This window comes from Streptomyces sp. NPDC050448, assembly GCF_040655295.1.
In the GTDB taxonomy this organism is placed as follows: Bacteria; Actinomycetota; Actinomycetes; order Streptomycetales; family Streptomycetaceae; genus Streptomyces.
Window position 1 is genome coordinate 92,694 of sequence record NZ_JBFAJR010000017.1, and the last position, 14,698, is coordinate 107,391.

The 14,698-nt window shown below is 69.5% G+C and carries 16 protein-coding genes; 5 read left to right on the forward strand and 11 right to left on the reverse strand.

The features are described from left to right. Positions 1–48: 48 nt before the first annotated feature. Genes glgX through AB0I68_RS21250 form a run of 11 tightly spaced genes read right to left on the reverse strand, consistent with a single transcriptional unit; the run spans position 49 to position 10,912 of the window. Positions 49–2,184, reverse strand: a complete 2,136-nt coding sequence (glgX, locus tag AB0I68_RS21200) for a glycogen debranching protein GlgX (RefSeq protein WP_363178871.1) — start codon at positions 2,182–2,184, stop codon at positions 49–51. Further along, positions 2,181–2,546, reverse strand: a complete 366-nt coding sequence (locus AB0I68_RS21205; protein ID WP_363178872.1) for an STAS domain-containing protein — start codon at positions 2,544–2,546, stop codon at positions 2,181–2,183. The genes glgX and AB0I68_RS21205 overlap by 4 nt, the downstream gene beginning before the upstream one ends. A gap of 37 nt (positions 2,547–2,583) precedes the next feature. Then, positions 2,584–4,404, reverse strand: coding sequence for an AGE family epimerase/isomerase (locus AB0I68_RS21210; RefSeq protein ID WP_363178873.1), 1,821 nt, complete (start codon positions 4,402–4,404; stop codon positions 2,584–2,586). Position 4,405: 1 nt separating this feature from the next. Next, the gene (locus tag AB0I68_RS21215; protein WP_363178874.1) at positions 4,406–4,837 is read right to left on the reverse strand and encodes a VOC family protein; all 432 of its coding nucleotides are present in this window, start codon (positions 4,835–4,837) and stop codon (positions 4,406–4,408) included. After that, entirely contained in the window at positions 4,837–5,448 is a 612-nt protein-coding gene (locus AB0I68_RS21220) for a DJ-1/PfpI family protein (RefSeq protein WP_363178875.1), read from the reverse strand. The genes AB0I68_RS21215 and AB0I68_RS21220 overlap by 1 nt, the downstream gene beginning before the upstream one ends. Further along, positions 5,441–7,054, reverse strand: coding sequence for a GMC oxidoreductase (locus tag AB0I68_RS21225; RefSeq protein WP_363178876.1), 1,614 nt, complete (start codon positions 7,052–7,054; stop codon positions 5,441–5,443). Before AB0I68_RS21225 ends, AB0I68_RS21220 begins: the two co-directional genes overlap by 8 nt. Positions 7,055–7,067: 13 nt before the next feature. Next, positions 7,068–7,448 carry a nuclear transport factor 2 family protein gene (locus AB0I68_RS21230; RefSeq protein ID WP_363178877.1) on the reverse strand — a complete coding sequence of 127 codons (381 nt, stop codon included), beginning with the start codon at positions 7,446–7,448 and terminating at the stop codon, positions 7,068–7,070. 13 nt (positions 7,449–7,461) lie between these two features. Further along, on the reverse strand, positions 7,462–7,917 hold the full coding sequence (locus tag AB0I68_RS21235; RefSeq protein WP_363178878.1) for a nuclear transport factor 2 family protein: 456 nt from the start codon (positions 7,915–7,917) through the stop codon (positions 7,462–7,464). Between the two features lie 23 nt (positions 7,918–7,940). Further along, a complete protein-coding gene (locus AB0I68_RS21240; RefSeq protein WP_363178879.1) occupies positions 7,941–8,372 on the reverse strand; it encodes a nuclear transport factor 2 family protein in 432 nt (143 codons plus the stop codon). 40 nt (positions 8,373–8,412) lie between these two features. After that, positions 8,413–10,056 (reverse strand): thiamine pyrophosphate-binding protein, encoded by a 1,644-nt coding sequence (locus AB0I68_RS21245; RefSeq protein ID WP_363178880.1) that lies wholly within the window; start codon positions 10,054–10,056, stop codon positions 8,413–8,415. Between the two features lie 31 nt (positions 10,057–10,087). Then, positions 10,088–10,912 carry a type 1 glutamine amidotransferase domain-containing protein gene (locus AB0I68_RS21250; RefSeq protein ID WP_363178881.1) on the reverse strand — a complete coding sequence of 275 codons (825 nt, stop codon included), beginning with the start codon at positions 10,910–10,912 and terminating at the stop codon, positions 10,088–10,090. 267 nt (positions 10,913–11,179) lie between these two features. On the opposite strand from AB0I68_RS21250, the gene AB0I68_RS21255 reads away from it, so the two are divergent. The 5 genes from AB0I68_RS21255 (at position 11,180) to AB0I68_RS21275 (ending at position 14,679) form a co-directional block, all read left to right on the forward strand. Next, positions 11,180–11,452 carry a UBP-type zinc finger domain-containing protein gene (locus tag AB0I68_RS21255; protein WP_363178882.1) on the forward strand — a complete coding sequence of 91 codons (273 nt, stop codon included), beginning with the start codon at positions 11,180–11,182 and terminating at the stop codon, positions 11,450–11,452. Further along, on the forward strand, positions 11,449–13,170 hold the full coding sequence (locus tag AB0I68_RS21260; RefSeq protein ID WP_363178883.1) for an FAD-dependent oxidoreductase: 1,722 nt from the start codon (positions 11,449–11,451) through the stop codon (positions 13,168–13,170). Before AB0I68_RS21255 ends, AB0I68_RS21260 begins: the two co-directional genes overlap by 4 nt. 109 nt (positions 13,171–13,279) lie before the next feature. Then, positions 13,280–13,789, forward strand: a complete 510-nt coding sequence (locus AB0I68_RS21265; RefSeq protein WP_363178884.1) for a hypothetical protein — start codon at positions 13,280–13,282, stop codon at positions 13,787–13,789. Positions 13,790–13,867: 78 nt separating this feature from the next. Beyond that, positions 13,868–14,203 (forward strand): antibiotic biosynthesis monooxygenase family protein, encoded by a 336-nt coding sequence (locus AB0I68_RS21270; RefSeq protein ID WP_030157498.1) that lies wholly within the window; start codon positions 13,868–13,870, stop codon positions 14,201–14,203. Further along, positions 14,200–14,679: a group II truncated hemoglobin gene (locus tag AB0I68_RS21275; RefSeq protein WP_327282480.1), complete on the forward strand. Its 480-nt coding sequence runs from the start codon at positions 14,200–14,202 to the stop codon at positions 14,677–14,679. The genes AB0I68_RS21270 and AB0I68_RS21275 overlap by 4 nt, the downstream gene beginning before the upstream one ends. Positions 14,680–14,698 lie beyond the last annotated feature (19 nt).

The window sequence follows — 14,698 nt, forward strand, 5'->3', positions numbered from 1 at the left end:
TCGGCCGTACGGTTGGAGCGTTCGGTCAGAGCAGTGCGGCTGATGCGGCTAGAGCTCGGGATCGGGCGTCCGGCCGACCAGGATCACGACCGAGCGCGGACCGATCAGGTACTTCCCGTCGTTCTCCAGCTCGGCCTCGCCGCCCGGGGTGCGGATGTCGTGCGGGGCCTCGGCCCCCGTGTCCGCGAACAGGTGCCAGCTGCGCCCGTGCGGCAGCGCGGGCAGTTCCAGGTCGTGCGCCTCCCAGTGCGAGTTCATGGCCACGTACACCACGTCGTCGTCCCCGATGCCGCAGCGGGCCACCGCGAGCAGCCGGCTCTGCGCCGACCAGTCGGGCTGCCAGGCCCGCTCGCCGTGCCAGCTGATGTCCGGCAGTCCGAGGCTTTCGCGGACCTGGCCGGTGGGGTGGGAGGTGGAGCGCAGTTCGCGGTGGTGCCCGCGGAACGCGATCATCTCCCGGGTGAACCGGAGCAGTTCGGCGTTGCCGTCGACCTGGTCCCAGTCGAACCAGGACAGCTCGTTGTCCTGGCAGTACGTGTTGTTGTTGCCCTGCTGGGTACGCGCGACCTCGTCGCCGGCCAGCAGCATCGGGATGCCCTGGCTGGTGAAGAGGATGGCCAGGGCGTTCTTCATCTGCCGCAGCCGCAGCCTGTTGACCTCGGGGTCGTCCGTCGGTCCTTCGGCCCCGCAGTTCCAGCTGTTGTTGTCGTTGGCCCCGTCGTTGTTGCCCTCGCCGTTCGCCTCGTTGTGCTTGTCGTTGTACGAGACGAGGTCGGCCAGGGTGAAACCGTCGTGGGCGGTGAGGAAGTTGACCGAGGCGGAGGTGCCGCGGCTCGAGTACAGGTCGGGCGAGCCGGCGATCCGGGTGGCCAGCTCCCCGGTCACCCCGGGGTCGCCCTTGAGGAAGCTGCGCACGGTGTCGCGATACTTCCCGTTCCACTCCGCCCAGCGGCCGTACGCCGGGAAGTTGCCGACCTCGTAGAGGCCGCCCGCGTCCCAGGCTTCGGCGATGAGCTTGGTGTGCCGCAGGACCGGGTCGTAGGCGAGCAGCTCCAGCAGGGGCGGGTTGGGCAGCGGAGTGCCGTCCAGGTCCCGGCCGAGGATGGCCGCGAGGTCGAAGCGGAAGCCGTCGATGTGGTAGTCGGCGACCCAGTGGCGCAGGCAGTCGAGCACGTAGTTGCGCACGACGGGGTGGTTGCAGTTGACCGTGTTGCCCGTGCCGCTGAAGTTGAAGTAGTACCCCTCCGGCGTGAGCATGTAGTACGTGGCGTTGTCGAGCCCCTTGAAGGAGATCGTCGGGCCCTGCTCGTTGCCCTCGGCGGTGTGGTTGAAGACGACGTCGAGGATGACCTCGATGCCGGCCGCGTGCAGATCCTTGATCAGGGTGCGGAACTCGTCGCCCTGCATCCCGTAGCGTCCGGTGGCCGCGTAGCCGGCCTTGGGCGCGAAGAACGAGACGGTGTTGTAGCCCCAGTAGTCGAAGAGCCGCTCCCCCGTCTCCGGGTCGGTCCGCGGGTTGTCGCTCTCGTCGAACTCGAACACCGGGAGCAGCTCGATGCAGTTGATCCCGAGCTCCTTCAGGTACGGGATCTTCTCGCGCAGCCCCGCGAACGTACCGGGGGCCGTGACCTGCGAGGAGGGGTGCCGGGTGAAGCCGCGCACGTGGGTCTCGTACACGACGAGGTCCTCGGCGGGGAGCCGCAGCGGCGTGTCGTCGCCCCAGTCGAAGTCCTGGAGGCAGACGCGCGAGCGGTACTGGTAGCCACGGCTGCGGTCCGGCTCCACGCCCCACACGTCGCGGCCGGCGATCAGCCGGGCGTACGGGTCGGAGAGGACCTGCCGGGCGTCGAAGCGGTGACCGGTGACCGGGTCGTAGGGGCCGTCGGCCCGGTACCCGTACTCGATGTTCTCGTGGTCGAGGCCGAAGACCGTCATGGCGAAGACGCTGCCGGTACGGAACTCCTCGGGGAATTCCAGCTCGGCCATCGGCTCGGGCTCTCCGCGCTTGAAGATGACCAGGGTCATGGAGGTCGCCTGGTCGGAGAAGACGGAGAAACTGACCCCGCCGGGGACCACATTGGCCCCGAAGGGGAACGGCTTGCCCGCGCGGACGCGGTACCCGCCCACTTCGTGGGTCGGGTACGCGTCGACGCGCAGGACCTGCTCGGACTGGGCCTCGGTCATCGCGCGACCGCGCTCTTCACGGTCTTGGCCTTGGACTTGGCCTCCGCGGCCGCCGCCTCGCCGGTCTCGAAGAAGTCGAGGAAGCCGGTGGCCGACATGACGAACCGGACTTCCTCGCTCACCCCGTACAGGGTGACCGCGACCCCGGCGTGCTGGGCCTCGCGGTAGACGACGAGCAGGGTGCGCAGGCCCGCGCTGGACACGTACGTGACGGCCGTGAGGTCGATGCGCAGCGGCCGGCCCTCGCGGACCAGCGGCAGCAGGGCCTGCAGCAGCTGTCCGGAGGTCTCACTGTTGATCTCGCCGGTGGCGACGAGGACGGTACCGCCCTTGTTGCGGCGTTCCTTGACGTTCAGAGACATTGCTTTCCCCTCTTGTCGGGGCGCCCCCCGTTGAGCGCTATGAAGTCACCGGGCGCAGCCGGACCTTGACCTTGACCCGCCCCTGGACGTCGGGCAGCCGGACGGTGAGGCCGTCGGCGTCGAAGTCCCGGTACGGCTTCTCGTCGATCTCGACGGACGCGATCTGCACCGAGCCCGCGGGAAGCAGGTCGGGCGAGACGCGCAGCACGCGGTCGGGCAGGTTGGTCGGGTCGGGCTTGAAGTGGAAGTCCATTTCCCGCCCGTTGATGAGCAGGTTGTTGTAGACGGCGGACAGGTAGCAGAGCTCCGCCGAGTGGTACATGGACATCGAGTGGCTGCCCTTGAGCCGCTCCGTGCCGAGCAGGTACGGCGTACCGCTGGCGAGCACGTTGAAGTAGACCGCTCCCTCGTCGTGGTCGAGGAAGAAGGTGTTGTAGAAGGCCTCCGCCTGCCGGGCCTCGCGCAGGAAGGCGTCGTCGCCGACCGTGCCGTTCAGGATGAGGTAGGCGAGGATCGCCTGCTCCTGCTGCCACCAGGCCTTGCGGTCGTGCCAGGCGAAACGATACGTCTCCTGGTTCCCGTCCTTGACCCGCTCGACGACGTCGTACCAGCCGCCGCGCTGCACGTCGCTGCCGACGGCCGGCATGATCTCGCCGATCTTGCGGGCGAGCTCCTCGTAGGCCGGCTTCGGCTTCAGCGAGTTCATCCGCATCAGGTTCCAGGCGATCTTCAGGTTGTGCCCGACCACCGCGCGGTTCTGCTGCCAGCTGTGCGCGGTGTCGTGCGACCAGTCGCGGAAGAAGCGCTCCTGGACGAAGGGGCTGTTCTTGTAGTCCGGGAACTTGTCCGCGATGGTGTCGAAGGTGTACTCGAGGAAGTCGGCGTACTTCTGGTCGCCGGTCGCCAGGTACAGGTTGATCAGGTACGCGGGCGCGTGGTCGCCGACCGAGTTCCAGTTCTTGCGCTCGGCGTTCTCGCCGAGGGACTCGTGGTCCGCGCTGAACAGGATCGGGTCGATGTGCGAGTAGTAGCCGCCCTGCTCGCGGTCGAGGAAGAACTTGTCGAAGAGCCGGATGGTGGCGTCCGCGTCGTTCTTGATCCGGATGTCACCGGTGACCCGGTAGGTCTGGATCGGGCCGGCCAGCGCGTAGATCTGCTCGTACATCGGGATCGCGTCGTAGTCGTCGGAGAACTCCGAGGTGAACAGCTTGCGCTCACTGTCACCGTCGACGCTGATGCCGTGGTACCAGAAGACCACGTCCTCCTCGCTGTCCACGACCCGCATGTGCTTGCGCAGGTACTCGGTGCCGCGCTCGGCAACCTCCAGGTACTCGTCCTTGCCGGTCAGCAGGTAGGCCGAGGCCATGCCGTAGACCAGGCGGGAGATCGTGTCGGTCTCCTGGACGTGGCTGGCGGTCTTGTCACCGCCGAGCCGGATCTCGGTGCGGTACTCGGTGAAGTCCACCGGGCCCTCGCCGAACTGCGCCCGCTTGTAGAAGTCGGCCAGCGACTCGATCTGCTTGACCCACCAGCTGGGCTCCTCGAAGCGGTAGTCCTCGGCGCCGCGGCCCAGGAACACCAGGCGCTTGGCCTCGAAGCGGCCCCCGTGCTCCGGGTAGTGGACGCCGTACACGAAGAGGAACCGGCCCGGCGAGAGCATCTCGTCGATGTGCCCGGAGGCGTCGATGTACGGCTCGTCCAGGTTGCGGACCAGCTCGGCACTCGGGTCCCCGGCGAGGGAGACGTCGAACTCGCGGCCGTCCGAGGTCTTCAGCCGCAGCAGGCGGGACTCGGAGTCGAAGCGGCCGACGTAGCCCGCGATGGTGTCGGAGAAGGAGAAGCTCACGGCGTCCGCCATGTCATGCACCGTCCTTGTCGTGTGAGCGGTCGTCCTCGAATCCCTGACTGACCTCGACGATCACCCCGTCGGGATCGCGGACCCACACGGTCCGCCAGCCGCAGATGAAGTCGTCGAAGTCCAGCGGCCCCAGGGTCACTTCGGCCGCGTCCCCCAGCTCCGCCAGGAACGCGTCCACGCTGTCGGTCTGAAAGGCCAGGTGGCGCATCCGGCCCGGGGCCTGCGGCCCGTCCTCGTGCGCTTGCCGGGCCGGTTCGGTGCCGGCCGCGAAGAGCTCCAGGTACGCGTCCCCGCGGCGCAGGAACACGATCTGGGCCTCCCCGAGATCGACCACCCGGGCCCGGGTGAAGCCGAAGTACCGGGTGTAGAACTCCTCGGTGGTCTTCTGGTCCGTGCAGTTCAGGCCCACGTGCGACCAGACCATTGCGGCCATCAGCCGGTCCTCCGGCCCCGCCCCGCCGCGATCAGCTCGATGATCCGGCGGGCGAAGAGGTGGTGGTGGGCGCCGGTGCGGCCGGTGACCAGGTCCCCGTCGACCACCACGTCCTCGTCGACGTACTCGGCGCCCATGTTCCGGACGTCACCGATGAGGTTGTTGTGGCAGACCACCTTGCGGCCGCGCACCTTGCCCGGGATCGAGGAGGCCAGCCACATGCCGTGGCAGATGATCCCCTTGAGGACCGTCGGCTCCTCGAAGGCCCGGCGCAGCAGCTCCGTAGCCGGCGCCAGGACGTCGACGTCCTCGGTGTAGCGCAGCCGGTCGGCCACCATGCCCGAGGGCACGATGATCGCCGCGTACCGGCGCAGCTCCTCGTCGCTCAGCCCCTCCAGGGACTTGTCGGCGGTGAACGGCGCCCGGTACTCGTGCCCGGAGAAGGTGATGGAGTCGTTGCCCCACAGCCGGGTCAGGAAGTCGACCTCGGCGCCCTCCTCGGCGAACCGGTGCTGGTAGTAGAAGATCTCCGGCTCGTAGAAGTCGCTCTCGACCAGGACCGCGATCCGGGTCCCGCTCAGCGCACCCTCGCGCAGCACGGCGTCAGGCACGGGACACCCCCCTCAGGAAGTCCGCCGCGCGCTCGGCGATCATCGCGATGGCGGTGTGGCAGTTGCCCGACGGGACCGCGGGCATCACGCTGGCGTCGACGACGCGCAGGTTGCGTACGCCGTGCACCCGCAGCTCGGGGTCGACGACGGAGAGGTCGTCGATGCCCATGCGGCAGGAGCCGGCCTGGTGGTGGTAGCTCTCCGACTTCTGCTTCGCGAAGGTCCGCAGGTCCTCGTCGGTGCCGTAGCCGGGGCCGGGCTGGAGCTCCTGCTTGTACCAGGGCGAGAAGGCCGAGGTCGCGAAGATCTCCCGGGCCAGCTTGACGCCCTGCACCATCCGCTCCAGGTCCCACCGGTCGCCGAGGTAGTTCGGGTTGATCAGCGGGTGGGCCAGCGGATCGGCGCTCGCGAGCCTGATCCAGCCGCGCGAGACGGGGCGTACGACACCGGGCAGGATGCTCACCGTGTTCGGGTGGTCCTTGCCGACGATCACGTCGAACGGCACATGGACGAAGGCGATCTGCAGGTCGGGGGCGGGCAGGCCGGGCTGGGACGAGAGGAACAGAGCGCTCTCCGACAGGTTCTGCGCCGGCGGCGGGAGCTCCTGGGTGACCTCGGCCATCAGCCCGGTCAGGACGTGGTTGTGGAAGTTCTCGCCGACCCCGGGCAGGGCCGCGGTCACCTCGATGCCGTGCGCGCGCAGCTGCTCCGGCCCGCCGATGCCGGAGAGCAGCAGCAGCTTCGGGGACTCGATCGCCCCGGCCGCCACGATCACCTCCCGGCGGGCCCGTACGGAGTGCAGCCCGGGCTCGGCGGCGGCGCTGTGGCCGTCGCGCACGGTCCGGCCGGGGAACTCGGCGGGCGGTGCGAGCTGTACGTACTCGACGCCCGTGCAGGTGTCGCCGTCGAAGAGCAGCCGGGTGCTCTGGGCGCTGGTGCGCAGGGTCAGGTTGGAGCGGTCGAGCGCCGGCTCCAGATAGGCGGCGAGCGTGCCCTGGCGGCGGCCGTCGGCCACGTCTATGTGGTGCCAGCCGGTGCCGAAGAGGCCGCGCCGGGGCCCGTCGGTGTTGAAGTCGGCGATCTCCTGGTGGCCGAGCTCGACGGCCGCGTCGATGAAGGCGCGGGAGACCGGGTTGGGGCCGTGCTGCCCGGCGTTGGTGATGCGCTGCGGGCCGCGGGTGCCGGTGGTGGCGGCGGTGGCGTCCTCCTGGCCCTCCAGGAGCGCGAAGTACGGCAGGACGTCCTCGTAACCCCAGCCGGCGGCGCCCTGGTAGGCCCAGTTGTCGAAGTCCGAGGCGTGGCCCCGGATGTGCATCATGATGTACAGGTTGCTGCTGCCGCCGGGGGCCTTGCCGCGCGGTTCGTACGTACGGCGGCCGTCGAGCCCGGGCTGCGGGACGCTGGTGTAGCCCCAGTCGACGGGCCCGCCGAGCAGCTTGTACCAGGAGGACGGGTCGTCCACCTCGGGCGGGATGCGGTTGCCGCCCGCCTCCAGGACCAGGACGGAGACGTCCGGGTCCGCGGAGAGCCGGTTCGCGAGGACGCTGCCCGCGGTGCCGGATCCCACGATGACGTAGTCGTACTCATCTCTCTCGGCGATCGCCACGAGTCGGCCTCCCTCAGCCCTGGCTCAGCACCTGGAAGGGGACGGTGTCGTGGTAGTTCGCCATGTAGGCGATCTTTCCGTCCACGATCCGGAAGAAGTTCATGACCTCGGCCTCGATCGCCTTGCCGGAGGGGCTGACGGCGCTGATGTGGGAGACGGCCGCGGCCTTCTCCCCGTCGACGAGGAAGTGCACGGGCTTGTTCTGGAAGACCCGGTACATCGTCCCCATGCCCTTCATCATCGAGCGCAGGACCTCCAGGCCCTCGATGTGTCCGGCGAGCTGCTCGTCCATGACCTGGTCGTCGGCGAACAGGTCGCACCAGCGGTCCCAGTCCCCGGCGTTGGCGTACTCGTAGTACTTCTCAAGGATCTGTCGTGCGTCCACAGCGCTCATCGCGCTCCTCCCCCTATCGGTCCCGGCGGGTTCCGTCCGGCGCGAACGGCGCCCAGAACTGGCTGAAGGCGGTCGCCGAGTCCCCGAAGAGCCCGTCGCGGCCCTCGACGATCCGGCCGTCCCGCCACCGCATGAAGTGGAAGACCGGGTAGTCCATCCGCTCGTACGGGGACTGGCTCTCCTGGTCCGCGCCGTCGCGCACGGCGACGTTGCGGCAGACGTCGGCGCTGCAGTCCTCGCCGACGAGGACGGCCTGGATGTCCATGCGGAACGTGCCGCCCGTGAGCTTGTGGGTCTGCCCCATCAGCTCCAGGAAGGCGTCCAGGCTCTCGTACCAGCCGGCCAGCGGGTGGCTGCCCGGCACCAGCCAGCGCAGGTCCTCGGAGTAGTACTCCAGGATCCGGGCCCGGTCGCCGGAACCGAGGGCGGCGTAGGCCGCCTCGACCCGCTCCCGTGTCACTTCGGTCATCGTCGCTTCTCCTTCGCCGGCGCTCAGAGCGAGGCGGAACCGGGCATCGGGGCCAGGTCGTTGACGGTGTACTGCTTGATCAGCGGTCCGTCGGGACCGGCCACGACCGTCCACGTCTGGTCGGCGTCGAAGCCGAGCCACTGGCTGCGGGCGGCCGGCGGGTCCCAGATCTTGGCCTGCCAGTTGACGAGGACGCGGACGATCGCCCGGTCGCCCTCGATGACGGGCTCCACCTTGGTGACGGTGTGGACCTCGTCGAAGAAGCGGTTCGTGACCGCCGCGTACCAGCGGCCGAAGCCCTGGTGTCCGAGGAAGGTGTCCTCGGGGACCTTGAACTCCAGGTCCTCGGTGATGAGGGCGAGCACCTGGTCCGGCGGAAGGTGCTGGTCCAGGGCCACGTACCAGTTCTCCGCGAAGGTGCGGATCGCGTCCTCGGTCAGCCGCTCGGCGGGCATGCGGTCTCCTCCTGTCCGTGGTGGTGTGCTGTGCGGTGGGTCAGATCTGTACGTCGACGAGGAACGGTCCGGGGTGCTCGAGCATCCGGGCCACGGCGGCGACCGCCTCGTCCGGCTTCTCCACCCGCATCCCCTCGGCACCGAGCGCCCGCGCCAGCCCGGCGAAGTCGATCTCGGGGTGGGAGAGGTCGAAGGAGCCCGGGAAACCGTGCTCCGGGATATCCCGCTCCCGCCAGTACTGGGCGATGTTGTCGTCCAGCAGCCGGTACTTGCGGTTGTTGCAGACCACGAACTTGGCGTCGATGCCGTGCCGGACCGCGGTCCACAGCGCCTGGTACGTGTACATCGACCCGCCGTCGCCCGCGAAGCCGACGACCAGGCGGTCCGGCCGGGCCAGCTTGGCCCCGACCGCCCCCGGGAAGCCCACGCCGAGCGAACCGCCCCGGGTGAGGTGGTAGTCGCCCGGCCGCTCCGCCGGCAGGTACCGGGTGACCAGCGGCGAGGTGGTCAGCGCCTCGTCGAAGACGATCAGGTCCCCGCCGGTCCGCTCGGCCAGGGTCCGCAGGAAGACGGCCATCGGCGTGCCGTCCTGGTCGGCCTCCTCGGACCGGGCGGACAGCGCCCGCTCCCGGGTGCGGGCGTCGAGCCGGGCGGCCGCGGCCGCCCGCCTCTGCGGGGTCAGCCGGTGTTCGAGTACGCCGGCCAGCGCGCGCAGCGCCTGTTTGGGGTCGGCGGCCAGGCCCAGGTCCACCGGGTGGTTCTTGGCGATCTCGTACGCGTTCAGGTCGATGTGGACGACCTTGGCGCCGACCCGGAAGGGGCTCTCCAGCTCGGGGAACACCTCCGGGAAGACGTAGGTGCCGACGATCAGCACCCCGTCCGCGTCGGCGACGAGCTCCTTGCTGTGCGGGCCGAACATGTGGCCCGTCTGGCCGCGGCGCAGCGGGTGCGAGGCCGCGATGTTCACCTCGGAGGAGTCCACCTCGTACACGTCGGCGCCCAGCAGCTCGGCGACGGCGGCCAGTTCGCGCTGGGCCCCGGAGAGCGAGACCCCGTCACCGACGAGGACCACGGGCCGCTCCGCGGAGGCGAGCAGCTCTGCCGCCCGCCCCACCGACGCCGGCGAGGGCGCCACGTCCGTGAGGGGCACCGTCGCGGGCAGGACGGGCTCGGAGTTCAGCTCGTCCAGCACGTCCATCGGCAGTGCCACGAACACCGGGCCGCGCGGCGGGGTCAGGGCGATCTTGACCGCCCGCCGGATGGTGCGCAGTACGGAGTGCCGGTCGGTGACCCGGGTCGCGTACTTCGTCACCGGCTTCGCCATCGCCACCAGGTCGGACGCCATCTGCGCGTCCATGGCGTCGTAGCGGACCCCGGCGTCGCCGGCGACCACGACGAGCGGGGTGTGGCCGCGCAGCGACTGGTAGAGCATCCCGATGCCGTTGCCCAGCCCCACCCCGGAGTGGAGCTGGAGCAGGGCCGCGCCGCCGGTGGCCCGGGCGTAGCCGTCGGCGATGCCGGCGGCCACGGTCTCCTGGAGGGCGAGGACGTAGTGGAAGTCCTCCGCCGCGTCCACCGCGTCGAGGAATCCCTGTTCCACCGTCCCCGGATTTCCGAACATCACATTCAGGCCGTCGGCCTTGAACTGCTCGATCAGCCTTTCCCGTCCGGGAGTGGCTTCCATGAATTCCCCCTCATCCTCACGGGTTTCCGGATCACCACCCGTAGCGGGTGAGGCCTTCCTCCAGGACTTCCACGATCTTCTGACCCGTGAGATACGAGTCGGGGGTGGAGCGGCCGGTCACGAACGGGTAGTCGACAATCACCGAGAGCGGGTGGCCGAAGTTCCCGTGGTACGCCCCGCGCGGGCCGGTCGCATCGCGCAGGATGTATTCCAGCGGGTACGGCGGCGGGCCCATGTTGAAGTCGGTACCGAGGAATCCGGTGCCGTCCTTGTAGTCGTACTCCTTGCAGTGCCCGGTCACGTGCTTGCCCCAGATGATGCTCTTGCGGTCGCCCCAGTCCCGGGCGAAGGCCAGGCAGGCCACCCCGTAGCACTCGGCCGCCACGACCTTGCCCGCCTTCTTGAAGGCCAGGATCAGGGCGTGCACGCGCTCGTTGTTGGCGAGGTCGACGATGGGCCCGCTGCCGCCGACGATGAGGATCGCGTCGTAGCCGGCGATGTCGGACTCGAGCTTGTCCAGATCGCGGTGGTACTGCTCGAGCTTGCGCAGGTAGCCCTCGTCACTCGTGTACGGACGCTCGGGGACCCACGCCTCGATGTCGAGCGGCGAGTCCAGCCGGCTCGACTGCTCGAACTCCCGGCCCAGCCGGGCGTTCTCCTCGGTGGTGACCGAGCGTCCCAGCGGAGGGTCGATGAAGTTCGCGTCGAGGCTCGGCGGAAGAGCGTGCGCACGCTTTCCGGTCGGCGTGGCGAATACGACTTCGTAGCCCCGCTCATCGAACTTCGATACGGGGCCTATCAGTTCTTCGGCCCAGTAACCGTGTTCGGAGACAATGACCAGAATCTTTCTGCTCACGGATTCCTCCAGGCGCCGCCTGTTGTCGTTGGCGTCCACCACACTGCTTGTGCCCGGGGCCTGCGTCAAAGCGCCCGTATGCGACTTCGTGAGGTAGGAGGGCAGGTCGCAGGGGCACCTCAGGTAGTCACTCCCGGAGGTCATGAAGTAGCCGCGGGACTTCATGACTTCGGCCGAATCACTGAACCATTACAGGGGCACCGCCCTATGGTCTGGACGCGCCGTGAATCACGGGTGCGCGAAGGACTGAGGAGAGGGACGGGGACGATGACGACGGACCTGTTGTGCACACACATCGATCAGATACGTCCGGTGAAGCCAGGCACCGAGGGCTGCGAGGAGTGCCTCGCCCTCGGCGACACCTGGGTGCACCTGAGGATGTGCCTCAGCTGTGGGCACGTCGGGTGCTGCGACTCCTCCAAGAACCGCCACGCCACCAAGCACTACCGCACCACCGAGCACCCCATCGCCGCCTCGCACGAGCCCGGCGAGGCCTGGGCCTGGTGCTACGCCGACCAGCTGATGCTGGAAGCGGCATGAGCGCGGCCCCCGAGAGCGCCACCGCCCCCGCCACGGCGGCCGCGGCCGAGCGCGCGGAGACCCGGAAACCCGTCATCCTGGCCGTGGACGACGATCCGCAGGTACTGCGGGCCGTACGCCGCGACCTGCGCAGCGCCTACGGCGACCGCTACCGGGTGCTCGGCGCCTCCTCGGCCGCCGACGCCCTGAAGATCCTCGACTCCCTCGACGAGCGCGGCCACGACCCGGCGCTGTTCCTCGTGGACCAGCGGATGCCCGACGTGACCGGCGTCGAGTTCCTCCTCGAGGCCGTCAGCCGCTTCCCGGACGCCCGCCGGGTGCTGCTCACGGCGTACGCGGAGACGGACGCGGCGATCACCGCCATCAACCGGGTCCGGCTGGACTACTACCTGCTCAAGCCGTGGGACCCGCCGCACGAACGGCTCTTCCCGGTCCTCGACGACCTGCTCTCCGACTGGCTGGCCACCTACCGCCCCGCGTACGACGGCATCATCGTCGCCGGCCACCTCGTCTCCCCCGGCACCCACGCCGTCCGGGACTTCTTCACCCGCAATGGCCAGCCGTTCCGCTTCCTGAACGTCGAGCGGGATCCCGAGGCTCTGACCCTGATCGCAGCCCAGCCTGATGCGGCGCTCCCGCTCGTCCGCTTTCCGGACGGGGCGGTGCTCTCTGCGCCCTCCGACACCGTGCTGGCCCAGCGGCTGGGGCTGGCCACCACGGCCTCGCGCCCGCACTACGAGTGCGTCATCGTCGGTGCGGGTCCCGCGGGCTTGGCGGCGGGCGTGTACGCGGCCTCGGAAGGCCTCTCGACCCTGATGCTGGACTCCCGCGCCCCGGGCGGCCAGGCGGGCACCTCCAGCCTGATCGAGAACTACCTCGGCTTCCCCTCGGGCCTCTCCGGCGGCGACCTGACGCGCCGGGCCACCATCCAGGCCTCCCGGTTCGGCGCCGAGATCCTGCACCCGGTGGAGGTGGTCTCGCTGACCCGGGACGATCCGGCGAAGATCCTGACCCTGGCCGACGGAACGGAGATCAGCGCCGAGACGGTGCTGCTGGCCACCGGGGTCTCGTACAACCGACTGGAGGCCCCCGGCGCGGACCGCTTCGAGGGCGCCGGGCTCTACTACGGCGCGGCCACCACCGAGAGCTCGGCCTGCATCTCCCAGCACGTGTTCATCGTGGGCGGCGCGAACTCGGCCGGCCAGGCGGCGGTGCACTTCGCCAAGTACGCGGCCCGGGTGACCATCCTGGTCCGGGCCGACTCCCTGGACGCGAGCATGTCCCGCTATCTGATCGACGAGATCGACCGCACCCCGAACATCGAGGTCAGGGTCCGTACGACGGTGGTCCGGCTGGACGGGGACGAACACCTGGAGAAGCTGACCCTCCACGACGCGACGACGGGCGGGGACACGGAGGTGCCGGCCCGCTTCATGTTCACCTTCATCGGCGCCCGCCCGCACACCGACTGGCTGTCGGGCGTGGTCGAGCGCGACGAGTACGGCTTCGTGCTCACCGGGTCCGACCTGATCGCGAACGGCGGCGAACTCCCGGCGGAGTGGAGCCTGGAGCGCGCCCCGTACCCGCTGGAGACCAGCGTCCCGGGCGTCTTCGCGGCGGGCGACGTCCGGGCCCACTCGGTCAAGCGCGTGGCGTCGGGCGTGGGCGAGGGCGCGATGGCGGTCTCACTGATCCACCGCTACCGCTCGATGGGGTGAGACGCCGAACTGAGAGCGCCGAACCGAGAGCGCTGGGCTGAGAGCGCTGGGCTGAGAGCGAACGCGAATCGCTTGCGATCAAGCTGCCGACGGATGCAACGTTGATTACATGATTACATCCGAGCAGAGCGAGCAGCTTCGCAAGTGGTTCGCGGACCGCCTTCCGGTGGACGTGTACGAGTCCCTGGTCGACGTGGCGGTCGACCGCGAGGAGATCACGGTCGTCGGCGCCATACCGGCGACCGAGTCGGTCAAGGAGTTCCGCGAGCGCACCCGCGAACAGCGCATCGAGGTCGCGCGGGAGGCGGAGGAGCTCTACCGCCGCAAGGTCGCCTGGGCCGTCCAGGCCGGAGACGACCGCGTCCTGTTCACGCACCTGGCGGTCCCGGTGATGACGCGCCTGCGCCAGCCGGAGCGCCAGGTCCTCGACACCCTGGTCGCGGGCGGCGTGGCCCGCAGCCGGGCCGACGCCCTCGCCTGGTGCGTCCGCCTCGTCGGCCGCAACACGGACGAGTGGCTGACCGAGCTCCGCGACTCGCTGGCCAAGGTTCAGCAGGTCCGCGCGTCGGGCCCGGACGTCTCCGACGCCACCGACTCCCAGAAGTCTGAGTCGGAATGACGAAAGACCTCCCCACCCGCGCATGATCACGCAAGTCTGACTGCGACCGGCACCCGATCACAGGGAGAGGCACGCACCATGACCACCACCGTCGAATACATCCGCTACCGGATCGCATTGGACGACCAGCAGGCCTTCGAGGACTCGTACCGGCAGGCCGCGGAGGCCCTGGCCGCGTCACCCGAGTGCATCGACTACGAGCTGGCCCGCTGCGAGGAGGAGAACGACCGCGAGCGCTACATCCTCCGCATCCGCTGGACCTCGGTCGACGCCCACCTCAACGGATTCCGCAAGGGCGAGCACTTCCCGGCGTTCTTCAGCGCGATCCGCCCGTACGTGAAGGCCATCGAGGAGATGCAGCACTACCGCGTCACCGACGTGGCCGGCCCCGGAAAGGCCGCACCCCAGTCATGAGCACCACACCCGGCACCACTCCCACCATCTACGAGTGGATGGGCGGAGCGGAGGCGATGAACCGCCTCACGGACGCCTTCTACGCGCACGCCCTGCAGGACGAGATCCTGGCCCCGGTCTTCGCGGGCATGGACTCGGAGCACCCCCAGCACGTAGCGGTCTGGCTGTCGGAGGTCTTCGGCGGCCCGGCGCAGTACACGGCCCACCACGGCGGCCACCAGCACATGGCCACCAAGCACCTGGGCCGCGGCATCACCGAACGGCAGCGCCGCCGCTGGGTGGACCTGCTGATGGACACGGCCGACGAGGTCGGCCTCCCGACGGACCCCGAATTCCGCGCGGTGTTCGCCTACTACATCGAGTGGGGCACCCGTATGGCCCTGATCTACTCGGGCCCCAACCCCCCGCCGGTCGACGCGGCGAAGATCCCCGTCTGGTCCTGGGGCCAAACACCCCCGTGGATCCCGAAGAGCTGACCCCGGACGGGGCGGCGGG

Coding starts and splice junctions, on each gene's coding strand:
- AB0I68_RS21230 (WP_363178877.1), bottom strand. CDS start 7,448: ATGAGCGCTGTGGACGCACGACAGATCCTTGAGAAGTACTACGAGTAC.
- AB0I68_RS21255 (WP_363178882.1), top strand. CDS start 11,180: ATGACGACGGACCTGTTGTGCACACACATCGATCAGATACGTCCGGTG.
- AB0I68_RS21210 (WP_363178873.1), bottom strand. CDS start 4,404: ATGGCGGACGCCGTGAGCTTCTCCTTCTCCGACACCATCGCGGGCTAC.
- glgX (WP_363178871.1), bottom strand. CDS start 2,184: ATGACCGAGGCCCAGTCCGAGCAGGTCCTGCGCGTCGACGCGTACCCG.
- AB0I68_RS21260 (WP_363178883.1), top strand. CDS start 11,449: ATGAGCGCGGCCCCCGAGAGCGCCACCGCCCCCGCCACGGCGGCCGCG.
- AB0I68_RS21245 (WP_363178880.1), bottom strand. CDS start 10,056: ATGGAAGCCACTCCCGGACGGGAAAGGCTGATCGAGCAGTTCAAGGCC.
- AB0I68_RS21240 (WP_363178879.1), bottom strand. CDS start 8,372: ATGCCCGCCGAGCGGCTGACCGAGGACGCGATCCGCACCTTCGCGGAG.
- AB0I68_RS21265 (WP_363178884.1), top strand. CDS start 13,280: ATGATTACATCCGAGCAGAGCGAGCAGCTTCGCAAGTGGTTCGCGGAC.
- AB0I68_RS21205 (WP_363178872.1), bottom strand. CDS start 2,546: ATGTCTCTGAACGTCAAGGAACGCCGCAACAAGGGCGGTACCGTCCTC.
- AB0I68_RS21275 (WP_327282480.1), top strand. CDS start 14,200: ATGAGCACCACACCCGGCACCACTCCCACCATCTACGAGTGGATGGGC.
- AB0I68_RS21215 (WP_363178874.1), bottom strand. CDS start 4,837: ATGGCCGCAATGGTCTGGTCGCACGTGGGCCTGAACTGCACGGACCAG.
- AB0I68_RS21270 (WP_030157498.1), top strand. CDS start 13,868: ATGACCACCACCGTCGAATACATCCGCTACCGGATCGCATTGGACGAC.
- AB0I68_RS21235 (WP_363178878.1), bottom strand. CDS start 7,917: ATGACCGAAGTGACACGGGAGCGGGTCGAGGCGGCCTACGCCGCCCTC.